The following is a 19,165-nucleotide window of genomic DNA, read 5'->3' as shown; positions in this document are numbered from 1 at the left end:
AGCAGCGTACACCTTTACGCCAACCACAGCAGGGCAAGTGACGTTGGTTTTCACGGCAAATGATGGCAACATCGATTCCACGGACACGTACACGGTGGAGCTTACGGTAAACTCTATACCTGTTCGCAAGCCTAATGTAGGCGCAACGACGAATGCAACAGTGACGGTGAACACGCCGTACACATTAGATCTCTCTACCATATTTGAAGATGCGGACAGCAATACGCTGAGCTACAAAGTTTCCGTGGATGGCGAAGCAGCGACGACTGCCGCAGCAGCGTACACCTTTACGCCAACCACAGCAGGGCAAGTGACGTTGGTTTTCACGGCAAATGATGGCAACATCGATTCCACGGACACGTACACAGTGGTACTGACCGTTAATTCGATGCCTGTTCGCAAGCCCAATGTAGGCGCAACGACGAATGCAACAGTGACGGTGAACACGCCGTATACGCTTGACCTCTCTACTATTTTCGAAGATGCGGATGGAGATCTGTTGAGCTACAAAGTAGCGGTAGATGGTAATCCAGCCATAGCTGCGAACGAGACTTACTCGTATACGCCAACTAGCGAAGGTATAGTCACGTTAGTTTTCGCTGTTCATGACGGCAAGGTCGTAGCTACTGACACATACACCGTCACGCTGACGGTTTCCAGACCCGAAGCTGGCGGGACCGGTGGACCTGCGAATCCTAGCTACCATGTGACCATTTCCGGCACTAATTCTACGCTCCCGGTTAAGATTGATGCAAAGACAGGCCGGGCGGTGATAGCTGTTGGAGCATTGGCGGAAAAGCTCTTTGTTAGTGGGGAGCCAACTGAAATTACTGTACCGATTATTCCTAATGTTGACCACTATACGCTAGAAGTACCTGCTGATACGCTGTCCGGCTCTCAAGGAACAGGCACGCTCATCTTCATCACCCCAAAGGGCAGTATTACCATTCCGGCTGATATGCTCAAAGGAATGGTTGAAACAGAAGGGAAGATAGCAGGCATTACGATTGGGCTAGGCGACAAAACCGGATTGTCTGCTGAAGCAAAAGCCGCAATCGGCAATCGACCGTTCGTGGAGCTTACACTGACTTTGGACGGCGTGCAGACGCCGTGGAACAATCCGGCTGCAGCTGTCAAGCTATCCATCCCTTACGTGCCAACGGCCGAAGAACTAGAAGATCCGGAGCACATTGTAATCTGGTACGTGGACGGCAGCGGCAATATTATTGCGGTCCCAAGCGGCCGTTACAATGCAAAAAGCGGAACAGTGACCTTTGCGACGACCCATTTTAGCGATTATGCTGTAGCTTATGTGAAAAAGGCCTTCAGCGATTTGAGCAGCGTGGAATGGGCAAGACAGTCGATTGAGGTGCTGGCCTCGAAGGGTATTATTAACGGTACAGTAGCGGGGGCGTATTCTCCATCCGCCCGTATTACTCGCGCCGATTATTTGGTCTTGCTCGTCAAAACCTTGGGATTGACAGCGGAATTTGAAGGCAATTTCGCAGATGTGAAGCCAGACGCCTACTATTACGAAACGCTTGGCGTTGCGAAGCGGCTAGGGTTGGCTACGGGTATTGGCAATGATGAATTCCATCCGCTTGAAAACATCTCGCGGCAGGATATGATGGTGTTGACCGCTCGTGCTTTGGAGAAGGCTAAGCAGTTGAAAGCATCGGGGGATCTCGCCATCTTGGCTTCGTTCAATGACAAAGGGGACATCGCAGAGTATGCGAAGGCTAGTCTAGCGGCTTTGGTGGAGGAAGGTCTAATCTCCGGCTCCGGAAATAAGCTTAACCCTCAAGCGCCAACGACACGAGCGGAAGCAGCGGTATTCCTCTACCGGATATACAACCAATATTAATTGAGGGCTAATGCAATTCCAGATACTCCTGTCGGGTTTTACACGGCAGGAGTTTTCCTTTTATTGCTGCTCAGCATCAAGGATGGTTATGCGGTTAGGCCGGTCCTTTGTGAGCAACTGCGCATGATTGACTGAATACGTTAATAAACGCTATAATTTCCTTGTTGTGCAAAAAATTTCGTAAAGATTGGGGGGACGCAAATGAAACTAAAAGAAATTGCAAAAAAGGCAAACGTTTCAATTAGTACAGTGTCCAGAATCATAAACAATCAAGGCAATTTCAGCGAGGAGACTCGCAGGAAAGTACTGGATATTGCCAACGAGCATTTAAAGCCCGGTGTCGTTCCCTCCAAGCTGGTAGGGATAGCCTATAATATAGTCATAATCGTACCAGGCAATAATGACTTCTTTGACAATGACCCGTCTACCTCTGCCGACTTGAATCATTTAAAGGAAGAGTTTGAAGCATACGGCCATCAGATTCATATTGTGAAACATGGCTTGGATTTGCAGTCCTCTCCGGCCTATAAGCTTCTAAATGAAGAAAAAGTAGACGCAGCCATCATATTTGACCCATTCGTCAATGACAAGATGTTCGAAGAGTTTGAGAAACTTGGAATTCCGTATTTGCTTACGAATGGAAGAACCTATAAGATCGGTCACAACTATATTGACTACGATAACCGTAAAGGCGCTTATGAGGTGATTCGATATTTGCATGAGCTAGGGCATCAGAAAATCGGCATTATTGCAGGCCCTAAGAATCATCTAGTGAATTTAAATCGGTTGGACGGCTGCAAAGACGCATTCCGCGATTTGAAGCTGCCATGGTTCGACAGCAATGTCTTAATGGGTGCTTTCGACCCTGCCCATGGCTATGAAGCAGTGAAGCAACTGATGAGTGGTGAGCCGTCTATAACCGCGATTTTTACGTTTAACGACATCATCGCTTTCGGTGCGATGAAGGGATTGGCGGAGATGAATATCCGTATTCCTAAGGACGTTTCCTTGGCTGGGTTTGATGATTTAAAGCTATCGGAGTTCATGGTTCCGCCTCTCACGACCGTCCGAAGGTTTCGGTACGATATTAGCTCTATTATCGTAAAAGTACTGACAGAATTGATCACGAACAAAAATATTTCAGAAGTAAATATCAGTTTGAAGACTGAGCTCATTGAGCGAGAATCCTGCGCAAGTGTGGTCAATAAGGTGTAAAAACTCTCCTTAAATCAATTCCCAAAAACCGTCCTTCAGAGTTCATGACCATCTGAGGGCGGTTTTTTCGCGTTTAAAATAGCAAAAAAACGATCATTCATTCAAGGGAAGCAAGTGTCAGAATTATTTTGATTGACGGCGCGAGCGAAGTTGGAATATACTGAAAACGCAAAAAGTTTGCGCAATTTAATTGCGTAAACTTTTTAAAATAAGGGAGGGATAATTGATGAAGAGCAGTTTTTCAAAACCTTTATTGAAAGCGTTTACTGTATTATTATCTTTTGCACTGCTGACTGGGGGTTCGTTTGTGGGACCTTTTCTTAATGTGGCATCAGCAGCTGTCGGTCCGATCAGCGTTAATTTGACCGAGACGCAAGAGGCCTACAAAAATCCCTTTAAGGGATTCAGGCCCACTCGTTTCATGAACGACACCAGCTTCTCCAATCATGAGTACGGAACTGTGTTTAAGCACTATATCAAATACACCGATTTGGAGAATGCAGCATCGGACTCCGTTCAGAAGATTAAGGATTGGAGTAATACGGCATGGGCAGGAATCGAAAGCCAGAATAAAAAGGTGATCCCTCGCGTTTTTATCGTATACCCGAATGGTGGGGAGTTTTGGCCGCGTGCCTCATGGTGATGTGACGACACAATGGACGTCCGAAACATTAAAAAACCGTCTAACCGCTTTCGTTCAGAAGCTTGGCCAAGCTTGGGACAACGACCCCAGAGTTGCCTATATCGAGCTAGGGTTGTGGGGGAATTGGGGAGAGCATCACCTTTGGCCGGATAAGATGGCGGACAATACAGATAGAATCCCGCTAAGCTTCCAGACGGCATTAGGCGACGCCGCTACACAAGCTTTTCAGAACAAGAAAGTTCAAGTGCGCTATCCCGATACGTTTCAAAATTACAACTTCGGCTTTCTATGGGATTCCTTCGCCTTAATCGATGATCTGGCAGGAGGGGAAGGCATTGTTGCAAGAAATGTCTGGAGAACACAAGTCAATGGCGGTGAGGTTGCCTACGATTGGGGGCAGAAGGAGATACAGCCGGGTGATTCGCCTAACGACACGTTAAGCGATCCGAACCATCGGAACTATGTTATCGACTGGATCAAAAAAACACATACAACAAGCCTGGGCTGGATTGATCTGTATGACGCCGGCAATTCCGCCGTATCGCAAGGGGCTGCTTTGATGCAGAAGGAGCTTGGTTACCGCTTCGTCATTAATCAGGCGACTTTTTCCGGCAGCGTGGAGCCCGGCGGGTCGATGAATGTTGCTTTTCAAGTCGTGAACAAAGGATCCGCTCCGTTCTATTACAACTGGCCTGTGGAAGCCAGCTTGCTAAGAAGCGATCGCACGGTGGCTTGGAAGGGGATTTTCAACAATGTAGACATACGGAATTGGATGCCTGGAGACAATTGGAACAGCACAACTCGCCAATATAGTCAAGCGCCTGCCGTTCAGCAGGTTTCCGGTGCATTTACGATTCCCTCCAATGTTCCGGCGGGAACCTACACCTTGGCACTTTCCATTCTTGACCCTTATGGGTATAAGCCAAGCGCTAGATTTGCCAATACAAACTACTATACAGGCGGCAGAACACCGCTTGGCAAAGTAGGAATTGGTATGGACCCTGCCAATCAAAACATCGGGCCTTTCGATTTATTGAAGTCGGACAATACGCTTTCGTATAACCTAACCCAAACGGCTTATGATGGCGGTTATAGCGGAGGAGGAAGCGCAGATACTCAGGCGCCAAGTACACCTGGGAATCTGACAGTAAGCGGGACGACTTCGAGCAGCGTCAGTCTGACGTGGTCGGCTTCAACCGACAACGTTGGCGTAACCGGCTACGAGATTTACCGCGGAGGCGTATCGGTAGGCTCTTCGAGTACCAATGCCTTTACAGACACCGGATTAAGTCCGGCCGCGAATTATAGCTACACAGTCAGGGCAAAGGATGCGGCGGGGAACGTATCCGGCAACAGCGCCTCTGTAAGCGCGACCACCAACGCTTCCGGAGGAGGCGGAACCGGGACGGCCTATGAAGCGGAGTCCGCTAGCAATACACGGACTGGGGCAGCAATCGTTTCCACGTGTGCCACATGCTCAGGCAGCTCGAAAGTAGGGTATGTCGGGAATAACGACGGTACTTTACAATTTAACGGTATTAGCGCGTCAGCTGCAGGAACGTATACGATGACGGTTTCTTACCTCAGCGGCGAGGCTCGTTCCGCACAGCTGCGCGTTAACGGTGGATCAGCTTCCACGCTTAATCTGCCTAGCACGGGGGGCTGGACTACGGTTGGCACCGTTCAGGCTCAGGTGCAGCTGAATGCAGGCAATAACACCATCCATTTCTCTAATCCGACAGGCTGGGCGCCTGATTTCGACCGCATTCAGATTTCTGGAGGAGGCAGCACTGGCGATACACAAGCGCCGACAGCGCCAACAAATTTGAGCGTGCTGAGTAAAACTGCGAACAGCGTAAGCTTGGCATGGAGCGCTTCGACAGATAATGTCGGCGTTACAGAGTATGCGATTTTCAGAAACGGGAATCAAGCGGGCACTTCTGCAACGGCTAGCTTTACGGATAGCGGATTAATTGCGAGCACGGCCTATGTGTATACGGTGCGAGCAAAAGACGCAGCAGGCAATCAATCGGCAGCAAGCGCGAGCATTACTGCAACGACAGATGCCGGAGGGAGCGGGACGAACGGGTTGTTAGTAGATAACTTTGATAACACTCCGAGCTGGCCGGGCAGCAATGATTTGGGCAAATGGTCTAGCGCAAACGGGTTTGTAAACAACGCAGGCGTCATTGAATCAGGAGCATTGAAGCTTCAGTACAACAACGACGGCTGGTTAGGCACGGATATTAATCAGAACATCGGAAGTTATTCGAAAATGGTCGTTCGCATCAAGGGCGCAAGCGGCGGCGAGCAAAATCATTTCCAGCTCACGATCGGCGGGGTGACCAAGACGTTTGCGGCTTTCAGCGGAAATACGATTACAACCAGCTACAAAGATATTGAAATTGATTTGGTTGAGAATGGCGTAGACCGCAGCAGCCCGGGACAACTGTCGATGTCCTTTTGGCATGGAAGCAGCAGTACGGTTTGGATAGATGAGATTCGTTTCGTATAAGCGGGAATTGGCTCGCTTTACGATTAACTTAGTAACACAAAACAAAGACCGGCCCGCAGAACTGCGGGCCGGTCTTTGTAAATCCCTACTAGGATTCATGAGCAAGCTGAGGCGTGCTGTGAAGTGTCGTTGAGGAAAAAGATTGGCGAAAGAGCTTCATGTCGACAACGTCGCCGTTCCTCAGTCTGGATTCCTCGGCGGCAAAGGCCATAAGATGGCTTTCCAGAGAGGCCTCTGCAGAAGTCAGCGTATCTATAAATCGTCCATTCCGAAGGTCGGACAGGAACTGCCGCATAATCCCGTCGTCGCCGCCTTGATGGCCGCTTTCGCCGATTGGGGTTTGAATGACGGATTGAGTGCCAGACGAAAACTCGAATAGATCGATGCGGCCGCTTAGCAAATCGCCCCGAATTTCCCCTTTGGTCCCCATGACTTGGACGATACGATTCATATCACGAGTAAAACCGCACATGCTGAATATAACGGTAGCTCCGTTTTCGAATTCCATATTTACCGTCTGATGATCGACCACATTATTATCTGTCCGATAAACACATTTGCCATAGGGACCTTCCATAATGGCTTTCATCCGATTGGCTTCGGTAGGGGGATCGGCGATGAGTGCCGCAAAAGGATTTGACTTAATATCCTGCATATAAAATCGCAATGCGGAATAAGGACAGGCATGTTCCACCTCGCAGCCATCCGTACAGCGGTCGGCCGAGCCGGCAGGGGCATTTTCAATTCGAAAATGGCCTAATGACCCAAAGGAACTGATCCTCGTACAATCGGCATCAACAATCCAACGAATCAGATCCATGTCGTGACAAGACTTGGCTAAAATCATTGGACTGGACAAAGTGTCGTTCCGCCAGTTGCCTCTGACAAAGCTGTGGGCATGATGGAGGTAGCCGACGTTTTCATTGTGTTGAATGGACATCACATTTCCGATAAGGCCGTCCGTAATGAGTTGCTTCATTTTTTGCCAAAAAGGCGTATAGCGTGAGACGTGGCAGATGGAGAGCAAGCGGCCTTCTTCGCGTGCGACTTTCTCCATTTCCACACACTCCATGGGACTGTTGGACATGGGCTTCTCAAGAAGGACGTGATATCCCTTTCTGAGAGCGGCAATCGTTGGTTCGTAATGCATCTGATCCTGTGTGCAGATGAGGAGGGCATCACAAAGCTTCGGTTGGCTCAGCAGCTCTTCCCATGTGGAGTAGAGCTGCTCTGAGGTTAGGTTTAAGGCGTCGGCAATCCTCGTTCTTCTCTCATCGTTCGGTTCGGCAACGGCGACTACCTCTGCCTCGCGGGGAAATCTCTGAACATAGGGCATATAGGATAAGAAACCTCTAGCGCCTGCTCCTATTACAGCTAATTTAATCGTTTTCATAAGATGATCTCCTTAACGAGAGGATTCAAATTTTTCTAAACCAGGGCAATCGAGAAAGAGGCGCGTTAATTTCAATCTGGATAGGGCCATCGACTATGCTTCCGTCATCACCCAGCCACCGGCCTTCCGGAAACTGGACGCTTCGAGTCTTTTGTCCCTTGTGCAGGACTGGGGCTACTAGTACGGATTCGCCAACCATGAATTGATCCTGAACTGCATGAAAGCCTTGAAGCGGGAAAACGAATTCCAGACTGCGGAGGATGGGAAGTCCATCTTTCGCAGCTTGGTCGGCAAGCTTGGAGATGAGAGGGCCTAATTCCGTTCGTATCCGAACAGCCTCCATACACCATGACAATTCATCGCCGTTTAACACGCGCCAAGGCGCCATGGAAAACTGCATCGCGGGAAATAAAGCCGAGCATTGAACGTAGCGGATAAAGAGCTCGGAATCAAAACGGAAATGAGGCGAATTAATATCGCCATCCATCCCTCCGCCAACCATGTCAGGACAATTAAAAGCGTATCCCATCAGGCCCTGCGCAATAGCGTTGGGGATGAGTCCCTGTAGTCCGGTCGCTGCTTCCCATGTGTGCGTCTTATCCCGCTGCCGCTGGATAAGCGCTTGTCCCCCAAGCTTCCAGCACATGCGCAGTTCGCTAAGGGCATATCCGATTCCGAGCCTGGCATAGGACTCGCAATCTTCCATCGCGAGGACGGGGCGTGACCATGCGATATCTCCTGTCACATCATCCATTAGGTCAGGCAAGAGGGGTTCTCCGGCATCCAGCTTGAATCCGTCAACACCGTAATCCTCAATCAGCCTGTCTAATTGCTGTCTGAACCAAGCGGCTCCGTCTAGGTTTGTATAGTCGATGACCGCGCTGTACCCGTTCCACCATCTCCTTAGGACAGGCGTGCCGTTAGCATGCTTCATCAAGAATCCAAGATCACGCAGCTTCCGGAAGGTGATGCTGTCGGGACTCACGTACGGGCATACCCAAAGCATGATTTTAAACCCTAATTCATGCAAAGCAGCGATCATGCCGGCAGGGTCGGGAAATCTATGCTTGTCAAAGTCCCAGGTTCCATAGTCTTGCATCCAATTGTCGTCAATGATTAACACGCCTGGAGGCATGCCTTGCTGAATAATAGATCTCGCATAATGGAGGAGCTTTTCCTGTGTCGGTTCATAAAACATTTCTACCCATGTGCAGTATTGCGGTGCTTCAAAGGCTAGTTTGTCAGGCGTAATGCCGGAAGGCGGGAAATATTTATTAGATGCATGCCGGTAAGCGCCTTGAAGGGTTCCATGTCCTTCTTCAATCCATAGCTTCTGTTTGTGATCGATCGTTAAGGTATTCTCATGAAAAGAAAAAGCAAATGGCTCTTCGCTCCAAATATACCTTCCCTGATTAGATAGCAATAAGGGGGAAGCTTGATTATCATCCGTCATACGCAAATCACGCGAATGAGGCCGGTCGCCAAACGGCATTAAATGCCCTTCGTTAATAACTCCTCCCCACCAGAACTCCCCGGGGTTTCTTTGTAATTCCGTGATCTTCATAATCAGACACTCCTAATTTGTGTTATGAAATAATTTGCGCAATTATTTACTAGTATTATGTAGGAATCCTTATTCGAATGCAAATGGTTTTTATCTTAATAATTGGGCATTCAATCTTAAAAATGAGGCATTTAAAATGAATATACGTTTCATTTAAAATGAATAAGTGAAGAGGCAAATGAATTTGCGTAAATATTTGCGCAAACATTGCTTACGCAAAATTTAGGGGGATGCAAAATGGCAAAAAGAAACAAGTTTTCATTTATGTTTGCGGTTGTTTTCATTGTTTTGGCTTTGGTTACAGCTGCATGCAGCGGCAACTCGAACAGCACCGTGAATAATGGTTCCAAAAACAATGCTGAGGGAGAGACGGATAAGCCCCAAAAAAACGTAACGCTTACCTATTCCATTTGGGATAAAATTCAGCAGCCGGCGATGGAAGCCATTGCGAAAGAATTTACAGCAGAAAACCCGAATATCAAAATCAAAGTTGAAGTCATCCCATGGGGAGATTATTGGACAAAAATGTCTGCTGCTGCCCCGGCCGGAACATTGCCTGATGTTTTTTGGATGCATGGCGGTCAATTTGTTAAATATGCAACGGGCAATTTCCTTGAGCCAATCACCAGCAAGGTACAAGCCGGCGAAATTGATTTAAATAACTATGCAGCAGATCTTGCTTCCATCTATACGTTGAACGGCGAAAATTATGGCGTGCCAAAGGATTTCGACACGATCGGTTTGGCTTACAACAAAGAGCTATTCGATCAAGCGAATATCCCGTATCCAGACGACACTTGGGATTACGCGAAGCTTGCCGAGGTTGCTAAGCAGCTGAGCCAGCCGGATAAAGGCATCTATGGCTTTGGAGCGAAACTGGACACGCAAACCGGATATTGGAACGATATGCTGGCGAATGGCGGAAGTATTCTTTCATCTGATTTGAGTAAATCGGGGTATGATGATCCAGCTTCCATTGAAGCTTTGAAAGCTCGCTATCAAATGATTCTTGACGGTGCTTCTCCGACTCATCAACAAATGACGGATACAGAAGCAACCGAAATGTTCAAGTCCGGAAGATTAGCGATGATCTTTGACGGATCTTGGCGGATTAGCGATATCGATAGCAGCGAAATTATTAAGGACAAATGGGATTGGGCGAAATTGCCTTCAGGCAAGGTAAAAAGAGGCAATATCATTAATGGTTTAGGAAATGTCATGTCGGCAAAAGGAAAGAATAAGGAAGAAGCTTGGCTATTCCTCAAATTCCTTGGCTCCCAGAAGGCAGCAGAAATTACGGCGGAAATGGGTGCGGCAATACCGGCATTCAACGGCACGCAAGATGCGTGGCTGTCTTCGAGACCGCATTTGAATCTCAAAATATTTACAGAGCAAGTAGCTGACGCCATTCCGTATCCGAGCGGTTCCAAATCGTACCCAGTATGGTTTGCGAAAGAGCCGGAGATTATGTCGCAAGCGTGGGGCGGAGCGATCTCGGTAGAGGATGCTGCGAAGAAGATCGCTGAGATGATGAATCAAGCAATAGCTGAAACGAAATAAGTGCGTTTTCTAAATTAAAGTGAATCGGGGGACGTTCTTGACGATCGGGAACGTCCCCGATAGATAGGGAGTGGTCAGATTGAATTCCAGAAGCAGATATGTTTGGGCCTACTTCATGATCGCACCGACTCTCATAGGCACATTGGTTTTCTGGGGTTGGCCGGTTCTCCAGTCGATTTTGCTAGGATTCCAACAGTCGGAGAATTTCGGACTCGTTAATCATTGGGTTGGATTTGCTAACTACGAAAAATTATTCCGTGACGCAGAGTTTTGGCAGAACCTGCGCAACACCTTGTATTATGTTGCTTTGTTTGTGCCTGTTACCCTCATTCTCTCTACTATTTTTGCCGTGCTGCTGAATACAAAGATCAAAGGGTTGTCCATTTACCGCGTTATATTTTTCTTGCCTCAAGTCACGATGCCTGCAGCGGCAGCGATGGTTTGGGTTGTCTTGTTCGCTCAGGATTTCGGGCTTATCAACCATATCCTAGGCACTCGCGTAGCTTGGTTGTCTAATTCCAATTATGCCATGATCGTGTTGGTTATCGTTGGCGTGTGGGGAGCCATCGGCCTTAATATGCTGCTGATTCTCGCAGGCTTGCAAGGGATACCTAAATCGCTTTATGAAGCGGCGGACATTGATGGTGCCAAAAGATTCAACAAATTTCGCTATATTACCATTCCCATGTTAACGCCAACACTTTTTTTCACAAGCATTATCCTGTTGATTGGAGCAACGCAGATCTTTGATTCTATCTTCCTGATTATAGGGAAGACGAATGTTGCGCTTCCATCGGTTCGCTCGCTTGTTTATGCCTATTACCAAAACAGCTTCGTTTATTTTAATCCCAATTATGGCGCCGCAATTATCAATGTATTACTGTTGATCAACCTTTTGCTGACAGGGATTCAATTTGCTTTTCAGAAAAAGTGGGTCGTCTACGACTGAGGAGGAAGGATGACAGAAATGCAGATCTCATCGGCGAGGAATATCAACTGGATCGTTCATATCATTCTTATTATCAGCGCCGTTGTTATGCTCGTTCCATTTGTATGGATGGTGCTGACTTCGCTGAAGACAACTACGGAAGCAACTCAAATTCCGATTCATTTTTTCCCTAGTGCCCCGAGCTTAAGAGGGTATATTGAGGCCATCAAGCAATCCGCTTTTCCCCATTATTACATGAATACCGTGTTCACGGCCATCATGAAGACCGTGTTTCCAGTTATCTTTAGCTCGATGGCGGCCTATGCCTTTGCTCGGTTAAGGTTCCCGGGAAGTACGATTCTTTTTGTATTGATTATCTCGGTCATGATGGTGCCTAATCCGGTCTTTTATACGCCGCAATATATGATGATGAGCGACCTAGGTTTGGTCAATACCGTTACTGCGCTTTGGATTACCTCATTAATCAGTCCTTTCGCTACGTTTCTTTTGAGGCAATTTTTCATGACCATATCGAAAGAATTGGAAGAAGCGGCCGTGCTGGATGGCTGTAATCCATTTCAAATTTATTGGCATATCATGCTTCCGCTAGTTAAGTCAGCTTTAGTGGCCATTGTCATTATTCAATTGCAGTGGTCGTGGAATGAACTGCAATGGCCGCTTATTATTAACAGCTCACCTGAGAAGATGACCTTGTCTTCAGGCATTGCAACATTAGTCTCCATGTTCGGAACGGATTACCCTGTGTTAATGGCAGGCGCGTTCATGGCGGTTGTTCCGATGATCATCCTGTTCTTTATCTTTCAAAAGCAGTTTATCGAAGGTATCGCATTTAGCGCGCATAAAGGATAAGGGCGGCGACAGCCGCTTCGCCTTGAGCTTCTTGTGATTAGCATGCTCCGTTTCAAATCCATTTCTGCAGGTATCCGGACTTCTGTGAGTCTGGATGGCCTGCAGCTCATTTTACGATTGGCAAAACCAAATAAGCAAAGGGATTTTTGATAGCGTTTTCATTCATTGACAGTTAATTGAGGAGGATTTTGATGAATCCATTATCCATACAAGATATGAGGAAGGCATCAGGCAAAGTATTTCTTATTGCATGCTTATTGTTAAGCACATTCTTTGGAAATGCTGCAAGCATTGCTAACGCAGACCCCGCACCAACGCGCGTACCAACTAATCCTTACCCGAGTCCTGCGACGGATCTTAATCTAACCAAGCATGACTTGACGTATGCCCCAAGCCCGCTAGACAACCCGCTGAAAGGGTTCGCACCGTTCTACCCGTGGGAGACAGAGACTTCATTCCCGCACAGCTTGGAGTGGTATTATGTCCCATTGAAAGCAGTGATGAATGGCCCGAATTCCTTTACATTCGACACAGGCATAGAGCCAGCATTGAATGCCATTGCTGCAAGGGGGAATCAGGCAGCGCTGAGGGTGTATCTTGAATATCCGGGCAAGGAGGACGCCATACCGGATTTTATTCACCAAAGCGGCGTTGACATGCGCCATAACGCTACTTTTAATCAGGACGAGCCTGACTACGATGATCCGTTAATGGTAACCTATTTAACAAACTTTATTGAGGCTTTCGGCGCTAAGTATGATGGGGATCCGCGCATTGGCTTTATTCATATGGGGCTCGTCGGACTATGGGGGGAGTGGCATACGTACCCTTACGATGAGGATGCTGCGGATGGTTTGCCGAACTACATGCCAAGCGCAGCTACCATCGGAGAGATATTCGGCGCGTATGATGCGGCCTTCGACCAAACCAAGCTTGAGGTCCGATATCCGGGCTTGCCTGGCGCATCGGAATATAATATTGGATACCATGATGACTCCTTCGGCTATAAGGAGGGTGACCCACTTCAGAGCGTTACGCAGCCAGAGAGTATGGGGGGAGCCTATTACTCGTTCTTGACCAAAATGCTGGAAGCCGGCTCAGAGAACAAATGGATCTCGCAATCCATTGGCGGAGAAGTGCGCCCGGAAATTCAAAGCAGCTTCTTCAGCGGCGGCGCTAATGTTGATCATGCGATGGATGATATTGAATTGACCCATGCGACGTGGATGATCAACCAAGGCGGCATCAGCAATTATAATGCCAACGATGCCGTTGTTGCCGCGGGCGTGAGAAAGATGGGCTACGATTTAAATGTGAAGAGTGCCCATTATAATGATGTTGCTCAAGGCGACCCGCTTAAGGTTGGAGTAACGATTCAGAATAATGGCGTTGCTCCTTTCGCTTATCCATGGAAGGTCGAGCTAGGAATTAAGAGTGTATCAGGTAAGCTAATTAAGCAATGGGATACGGGCTGGGATATGACAAAGGTTATGCCTTTGCAAATTAGAACGTATCCGGAGTGGAACCTTTCCGGCGATCCGAAGTATGTCCCATTCGGCGAGCCCTATTATTTTGATACGTCCATTCCTTCTCTAGGCTTAAACGATGGTTACTATTATTTAGTTATGAAGGTTGTTAATCCGTTAGAGGCGATTAGCACTAAGGCGAAAAAAGTAGGATTCGCAAATACGGATCAAGACAACGCAGGCTGGCTCAATTTGGGTCCCGTGCTGGTAGGAGATTGCGCTTCACCGTGCGTGGCGCCTCCAACTTCACCGCCATCGCCGCCAAAGCGCCTGCTCGTGGATGATTATAACGGAACGCCAGCGTGGTCTGGCAACACTCAAAATGACCTTAACCAATGGACCGGTTCAAGCGGTTTTGCCAACGGGAATGGCGCTGGCGTGGTCCAAGATGGCGCATTAGTCCTGCAATATCAGAATATGTCGCGGTTGGAAACCAATATCGGCCGAAACGTTGCAGATACGAGGAAGCTGGTTCTTCGGATGAAGGGAGCCGTCGGTGGAGAAGAGAATCAGGTCAGCCTCAGCGTTGGCGGGGTAATGAAAACGATCGGTCAATTCAGCGGAGATACGATCACAACCAGCTATAAAGACATAGTTATCGACTTGCCGGATCAAGGGGTGAATTTGTCGCAAACCATCTGGAGCCTTGCGATTTCACAAGCGGCTTGGGATACGACAGGCACCATTTATATCGATGAAATTTACTTTACGGACAAGTATGAATCAGATACTGACCCTGGCACTGATCCTGGTACTAACCCAGGCACTAATCCAGGTTCGGGAAAGCCGGGTCTCATTGATAATTTCGAGTCCTATGCCGATGATGCTGCTCTTGGGCAAGCCTGGACGGAAGCGTGGTCGGACAAACCGGGCTCAGTGACAAGAGCGCTTGGCCAATCGAGCGGAAGCAAGGGCCTTACGCTTTCGGTTGCGATCGCGGATTCGGAGTGGTCGAATACCATCTATTCCATCCCTTCGGACAAACGTGATTGGTCCAAATTCGACGGTTTAAGCTTCTGGGTAGACAATGCAACAACGGATAATAAAAGTTTCAGCATGAATGTCGCGCTTCAAACGCCAGCAGCCAAAGGGGAGTTTGGCTTGAAGGAAGGCGGGTCAGCATCGACAATCGCTGCTGACGGAAGCTGGCAGGCTGCGGCGTTTAACGGAAGCTCGCTAAATGTTCCCGCTGGCTTCAAAGGCGTGGTAAGAATTGCTTGGGATCAATTCGTTCAATCCGCATGGCAGTGTGACGGTGTTCAAGCGGACTGCGCTGCAGTGTTGGATGCCAGCGAAGTAACAGGGCTTCAGTTCGGATACCCGCCAGCCGGTTATATTCACAATGTCATCACGATTGATGACATCATGCTCTATCGAGCGGATAAAGTATTGGAAGATTTCGAATCGTATGAGGGCGATGCCGCTTTGCAGAATATCTGGAGAGTAGACTGGGAGTCCGGAGAACCATCTGCGCTTCGTGCGATTGACAAAGTCAATTATGCGAATGGCAGTCAGGCGATGAAATTCGCAGTTTCCCCGCCTTCGGGCAAATCGATATCCGATTGGGTCAATATTAAACGTGCGGCGTTTACCGGAACAGACACAGATTGGTCCGCATTTGATGGATTCACATTCTGGGCTAATAACACGTCGCCAAGCAACAAAAATATGGATCTCAATATATCGCTAGTTACCGATGCACCAAAAGGAGAGTTTTCGTTAAAAGAAGGAGGAGTCGTGAACTTCTACTATGCAGCAGACGGCTGGAAGTCGACTACCCTCGGTGGAGGCTCGCTTTCCATTCCTGCCGGCTACAAAGGAATGGTTCGAATTCCTTGGAGCGCGTTTGCTCAGTCTGAATGGCAAGGCTGCGATGCTTGCAATGCTGTATTCGATGCGAGCAAAGTGCTTCAAATTCAATTCGGCTTTGGCCCTAAAAATCAAGCGGATAACATCCTTAGTATCGACCAGATTGGCCTCTATGCGTTAGCGGGCAGAACAAGCGGATCCGGAGGAGGCACAACGACACCTCCTGCCGAACACCCGAGCCCGCCGGCTTGGGCAACAACGGAAGGAACGCATGCTTTGGCGTATGAGCCTGCACCGGTAGATAATCCGCTCAAGGGATTCCTTCCTTTCTATGATGCAGCGGAGGAAGCATATTTCAAAGAGGGCGATGATTGGAGAGACCGGCCTACACAGCTTCCATACAGCTTGGAGTTTTTCTACTTGCCGCTGAGCAAGCTGATGAACAATCTGGATGACTTTAACTGGTCTGAACTGGATAAACGGCTTGCAGAGGTGGCGTCCCGAGGCAATCAGTCCGTATTCAGGGTGTATCTGGACTATCCGAACAAACCTTCAGCAATCCCTCAATTTCTAATTGATGAAGGGCTGAAGACTTATCAATATGAGGAATTCGACAATGGCAAGGATGCCACGAGTTTGGCGCCTGACTATAACGATGAGCGATTATTGGACGCTTTGGACAATTTCATTGGCGCGCTAGGAACGCGTTATGATGGCGATCCTCGAATCGGGTCCATTATGATCGGCTTAATCGGCTTCTGGGGCGAGTGGCATACGTATCCCTATGACGGGAATCTGAAGTCGCCTAACCTGATGCCAACAGATGCCAACATGAAGCGGGTTCTTACCGCTATAGACAACGCGTTCGACGAAACGCAGCTCGTATTAAGAAATCCAATGGAGAATAGCACGCTTAAAACCAAAAACTTCGATGTTGGCTATCATGATGATTCCTTTGCCTTCCAGACACTCCCGCCAAGCTTAGGCGGACAAGGCTGGCATTTCTGGGGAAAAGTCAATGACGCAGGAGTAACGGAATTCTGGAAGACGAATAGCATGGGCGGAGAGATGAGACCGGAAATTCAAGTGAAAATGTGGAATAACGATCCGCCTAGATACAATGAACCATCGACGCCGATCGAGGGGGCGCAGGGAGAGGATTATTACACGAGTCTTGGCTTAACCCATGCATCTTGGTTGCTTGCTCAAGGAATTTTCCAAACTCCTCTGGATCCAGAGCCTCTGGCAAGAGCTACGGAAGGCTCGCGTAGAATGGGCTATGAATATTATGTGCCTACCGCTTATCTGGACGCGACAAATGGAAACCTGAAAGTAGGCGTAGAGCTTGAGAACAAAGGAGTAGCGCCGTTCTATTACAACTGGAAGGTTGAGCTTGCTGCCAAATCTGGTAATGACATCGTTAAAATATGGAATCCGAATTGGAATTTAGAAGGCATTCTTCCAAATACGAATGGATTTGATCACAACAAGTTGTTTGAATTCACTAACAATTCGGAATTAAGCAATGGAAGCTACCAAATGATGATGCGGTATGTCAATCCGTTAGAAGAAATCAATGCAGATGCCAAGACATTTAACTTCGCAAATGCAGAGCAAAATGCAAACGGTTGGCTGAATCTGGGCAGCGTAGACGTATCGAATAGCGCTGCTGAAGCCCCAGTAAGAGTTACGGGATTAACGACGAATACGCCTGGCCAGGTACAATTGGCTCCAGGTGCAAGCAAGCAAATGGACGTTACCGTAACTCCGGAGCAGGCTAGCAATAAAAGAGTTGTCTGGTCTTCCGCGGACCATAAGGTTGCCTATGTGTCAACCGCAGGCTTGGTCACGGCAGTGGGCGTTGGCCAAACCGTCATAACGGCTAAAACTTCGGATGGCAATCTGGAGAAGCTATTTTATGTAACGATCTCTTCCGAGTCGAACCCGCCATCTGGCGGCACTGGCGGCACATCAACACCGCCTACAACATCAATACCGGAAATAACGGACAAAGGAATTAAGCTGGGACAAGACGCTGTCATGCTTGTTCCGACAACGAATGAGAATGGCGAAATTGAAATGGTAGCGACCATTGATGCGAAGAAGCTTCAGGATGCCTTCCATGCCCTTCTTACAGGCTCGACTAATGCAAATTCAAAATCGGTTATCATCAACCTGAAAAATGAAGGTAGAAATACGAAGGTGAATATTCCATCATCTGCAATTGCAGGTATTGCGAGTGAGCTGCCGGAAGCGTCACTCATGGTAGAGACGGATTTTGGAAGCTACAAGGTTCCTGTCCAAAGTTTAGGATTAGCCACATTAGCGAAAAAGCTGGGCGTCGGTCCTGAAGAAATGACCATAAGCATTGTCATTAGCAGAGTTGCAGACAGTGTAGCAGACCTAATGTCTGAGCAGGCAACCAAAGAAGGGCTGACATTGCTTGCCCCTGCACTGGATTACAACATTTTTGCTCAAGCTAACGGAAAGTCGTTGGAGATTACCGGCTTCGGCAGCACCTATCTGGAAAGAACGGTTATGGTGCCGGGAGCCGTAGATCCAACAAAAACGACGGCACTTCTATTCAACCCGGATACAGCAACCTTTCATTTTGTTCCATCCGTTCTTTTAGCAAATGGCGGAAATACAGAGGTTGTCATCAAACGGAATGGAAACAGCATTTATACGGTAGCATCGGGCAGTAAGGCGTTCTCTGATCTTTCTGGCCATTGGGCTCAATCAGACATCGAGCTGCTAGCCTCTAAGCGAATGATTAATGGGGTTTCGCTTAACGTCTTTTCGCCGGACAAACCGATTACTCGCGCAGAGTTCACAGCTATACTCGTTCGTTCTCTCGGATGGAGTACGCTAAGTACGGACGCCGGTTTTAACGACGTGTCCAAAGGGGATTGGTTTGCAGCTCCGATTGCAGCAGCGGTTGAAGCGGGAATCATTGAAGGCTTTAGTGATGGTTCATTTAAACCCAATGAACGAATCACTCGCGAGCAGATGACGGTTATGCTATCGAGAGCTCTGGGCTATGTGAACAAATTCGTCCAAGCGAATGAAAAAACGCTTGAGAAATATACGGATAACGGTTCCATCAGTGTTTGGGCCAAACAGGCAATAGCTGAATTGCTCACTGCTCAAATCATCCAAGGCAAGTCAGAACAGACGCTGGATCCTGGCGCTCATGCAAGCCGAGCGGAAGCGGCTGTCATGATGAAACGGTTCTTGCAGTTCGTACAGTTTATTAACTAAATAATAAATGAGGTTAA

At 48.1% G+C, this 19,165-nt stretch carries 10 protein-coding genes; 8 read left to right on the top strand and 2 right to left on the bottom strand.

The annotated features are described in order from the left end of the window. From FJQ58_RS11890 to FJQ58_RS11875, 4 genes are all read left to right on the top strand, one after another. Nucleotides 1–1,864, top strand: a 1,864-nt coding sequence (locus FJQ58_RS11890) for an S-layer homology domain-containing protein (protein ID WP_139993568.1), incomplete at its 5' end; no start/stop codon positions are given. Nucleotides 1,865–2,065: 201 nt separating this feature from the next. Beyond that, nucleotides 2,066–3,079 carry a LacI family DNA-binding transcriptional regulator gene (locus FJQ58_RS11885; RefSeq protein ID WP_139993566.1) on the top strand — a complete coding sequence of 338 codons (1,014 nt, stop codon included), beginning with the start codon at nucleotides 2,066–2,068 and terminating at the stop codon, nucleotides 3,077–3,079. Nucleotides 3,080–3,305: 226 nt separating this feature from the next. Next, on the top strand, nucleotides 3,306–3,722 hold the full coding sequence (locus FJQ58_RS11880) for a hypothetical protein (RefSeq protein ID WP_139993564.1): 417 nt from the start codon (nucleotides 3,306–3,308) through the stop codon (nucleotides 3,720–3,722). Next, on the top strand, nucleotides 3,709–6,237 hold the full coding sequence (locus tag FJQ58_RS11875) for a DUF4832 domain-containing protein (protein WP_162341457.1): 2,529 nt from the start codon (nucleotides 3,709–3,711) through the stop codon (nucleotides 6,235–6,237). The genes FJQ58_RS11880 and FJQ58_RS11875 overlap by 14 nt, the downstream gene beginning before the upstream one ends. Nucleotides 6,238–6,325: 88 nt before the next feature. Here FJQ58_RS11875 and FJQ58_RS11870 read toward each other — a convergent pair whose 3' ends face one another. Both FJQ58_RS11870 and FJQ58_RS11865 read right to left on the bottom strand, forming a co-directional pair. Next, nucleotides 6,326–7,630 (bottom strand): Gfo/Idh/MocA family protein, encoded by a 1,305-nt coding sequence (locus FJQ58_RS11870; RefSeq protein WP_139993560.1) that lies wholly within the window; start codon nucleotides 7,628–7,630, stop codon nucleotides 6,326–6,328. A 25-nt stretch (nucleotides 7,631–7,655) separates the two neighbouring features. After that, nucleotides 7,656–9,194, bottom strand: coding sequence for a glycoside hydrolase family 31 protein (locus FJQ58_RS11865; RefSeq protein ID WP_139993558.1), 1,539 nt, complete (start codon nucleotides 9,192–9,194; stop codon nucleotides 7,656–7,658). Between the two features lie 237 nt (nucleotides 9,195–9,431). Here FJQ58_RS11865 and FJQ58_RS11860 point away from each other — a divergent pair, with 237 nt between their 5' ends. The 4 genes from FJQ58_RS11860 (at nucleotide 9,432) to FJQ58_RS11845 (ending at nucleotide 19,148) form a co-directional block, all read left to right on the top strand. Beyond that, a complete protein-coding gene (locus FJQ58_RS11860) occupies nucleotides 9,432–10,754 on the top strand; it encodes an ABC transporter substrate-binding protein (RefSeq protein WP_139993556.1) in 1,323 nt (440 codons plus the stop codon). Between the two features lie 79 nt (nucleotides 10,755–10,833). Next, nucleotides 10,834–11,703: a carbohydrate ABC transporter permease gene (locus tag FJQ58_RS11855; protein ID WP_202915253.1), complete on the top strand. Its 870-nt coding sequence runs from the start codon at nucleotides 10,834–10,836 to the stop codon at nucleotides 11,701–11,703. An 18-nt stretch (nucleotides 11,704–11,721) separates the two neighbouring features. Then, nucleotides 11,722–12,552 carry a carbohydrate ABC transporter permease gene (locus tag FJQ58_RS11850; RefSeq protein ID WP_139993607.1) on the top strand — a complete coding sequence of 277 codons (831 nt, stop codon included), beginning with the start codon at nucleotides 11,722–11,724 and terminating at the stop codon, nucleotides 12,550–12,552. 191 nt (nucleotides 12,553–12,743) lie between these two features. Further along, the gene (locus FJQ58_RS11845; protein WP_139993554.1) at nucleotides 12,744–19,148 is read left to right on the top strand and encodes an S-layer homology domain-containing protein; all 6,405 of its coding nucleotides are present in this window, start codon (nucleotides 12,744–12,746) and stop codon (nucleotides 19,146–19,148) included. The last annotated feature ends 17 nt before the right edge of the window (nucleotides 19,149–19,165 follow it).

The sequence above is a fragment of the Paenibacillus paridis genome (assembly GCF_006345825.1).
GTDB lineage: Bacteria > Bacillota > Bacilli > Paenibacillales > Paenibacillaceae > Pristimantibacillus > Pristimantibacillus paridis.
The sequence above is the reverse complement of the archived record's forward strand: the minus strand, read 5'-3'. Positions and strand labels throughout refer to the sequence as shown.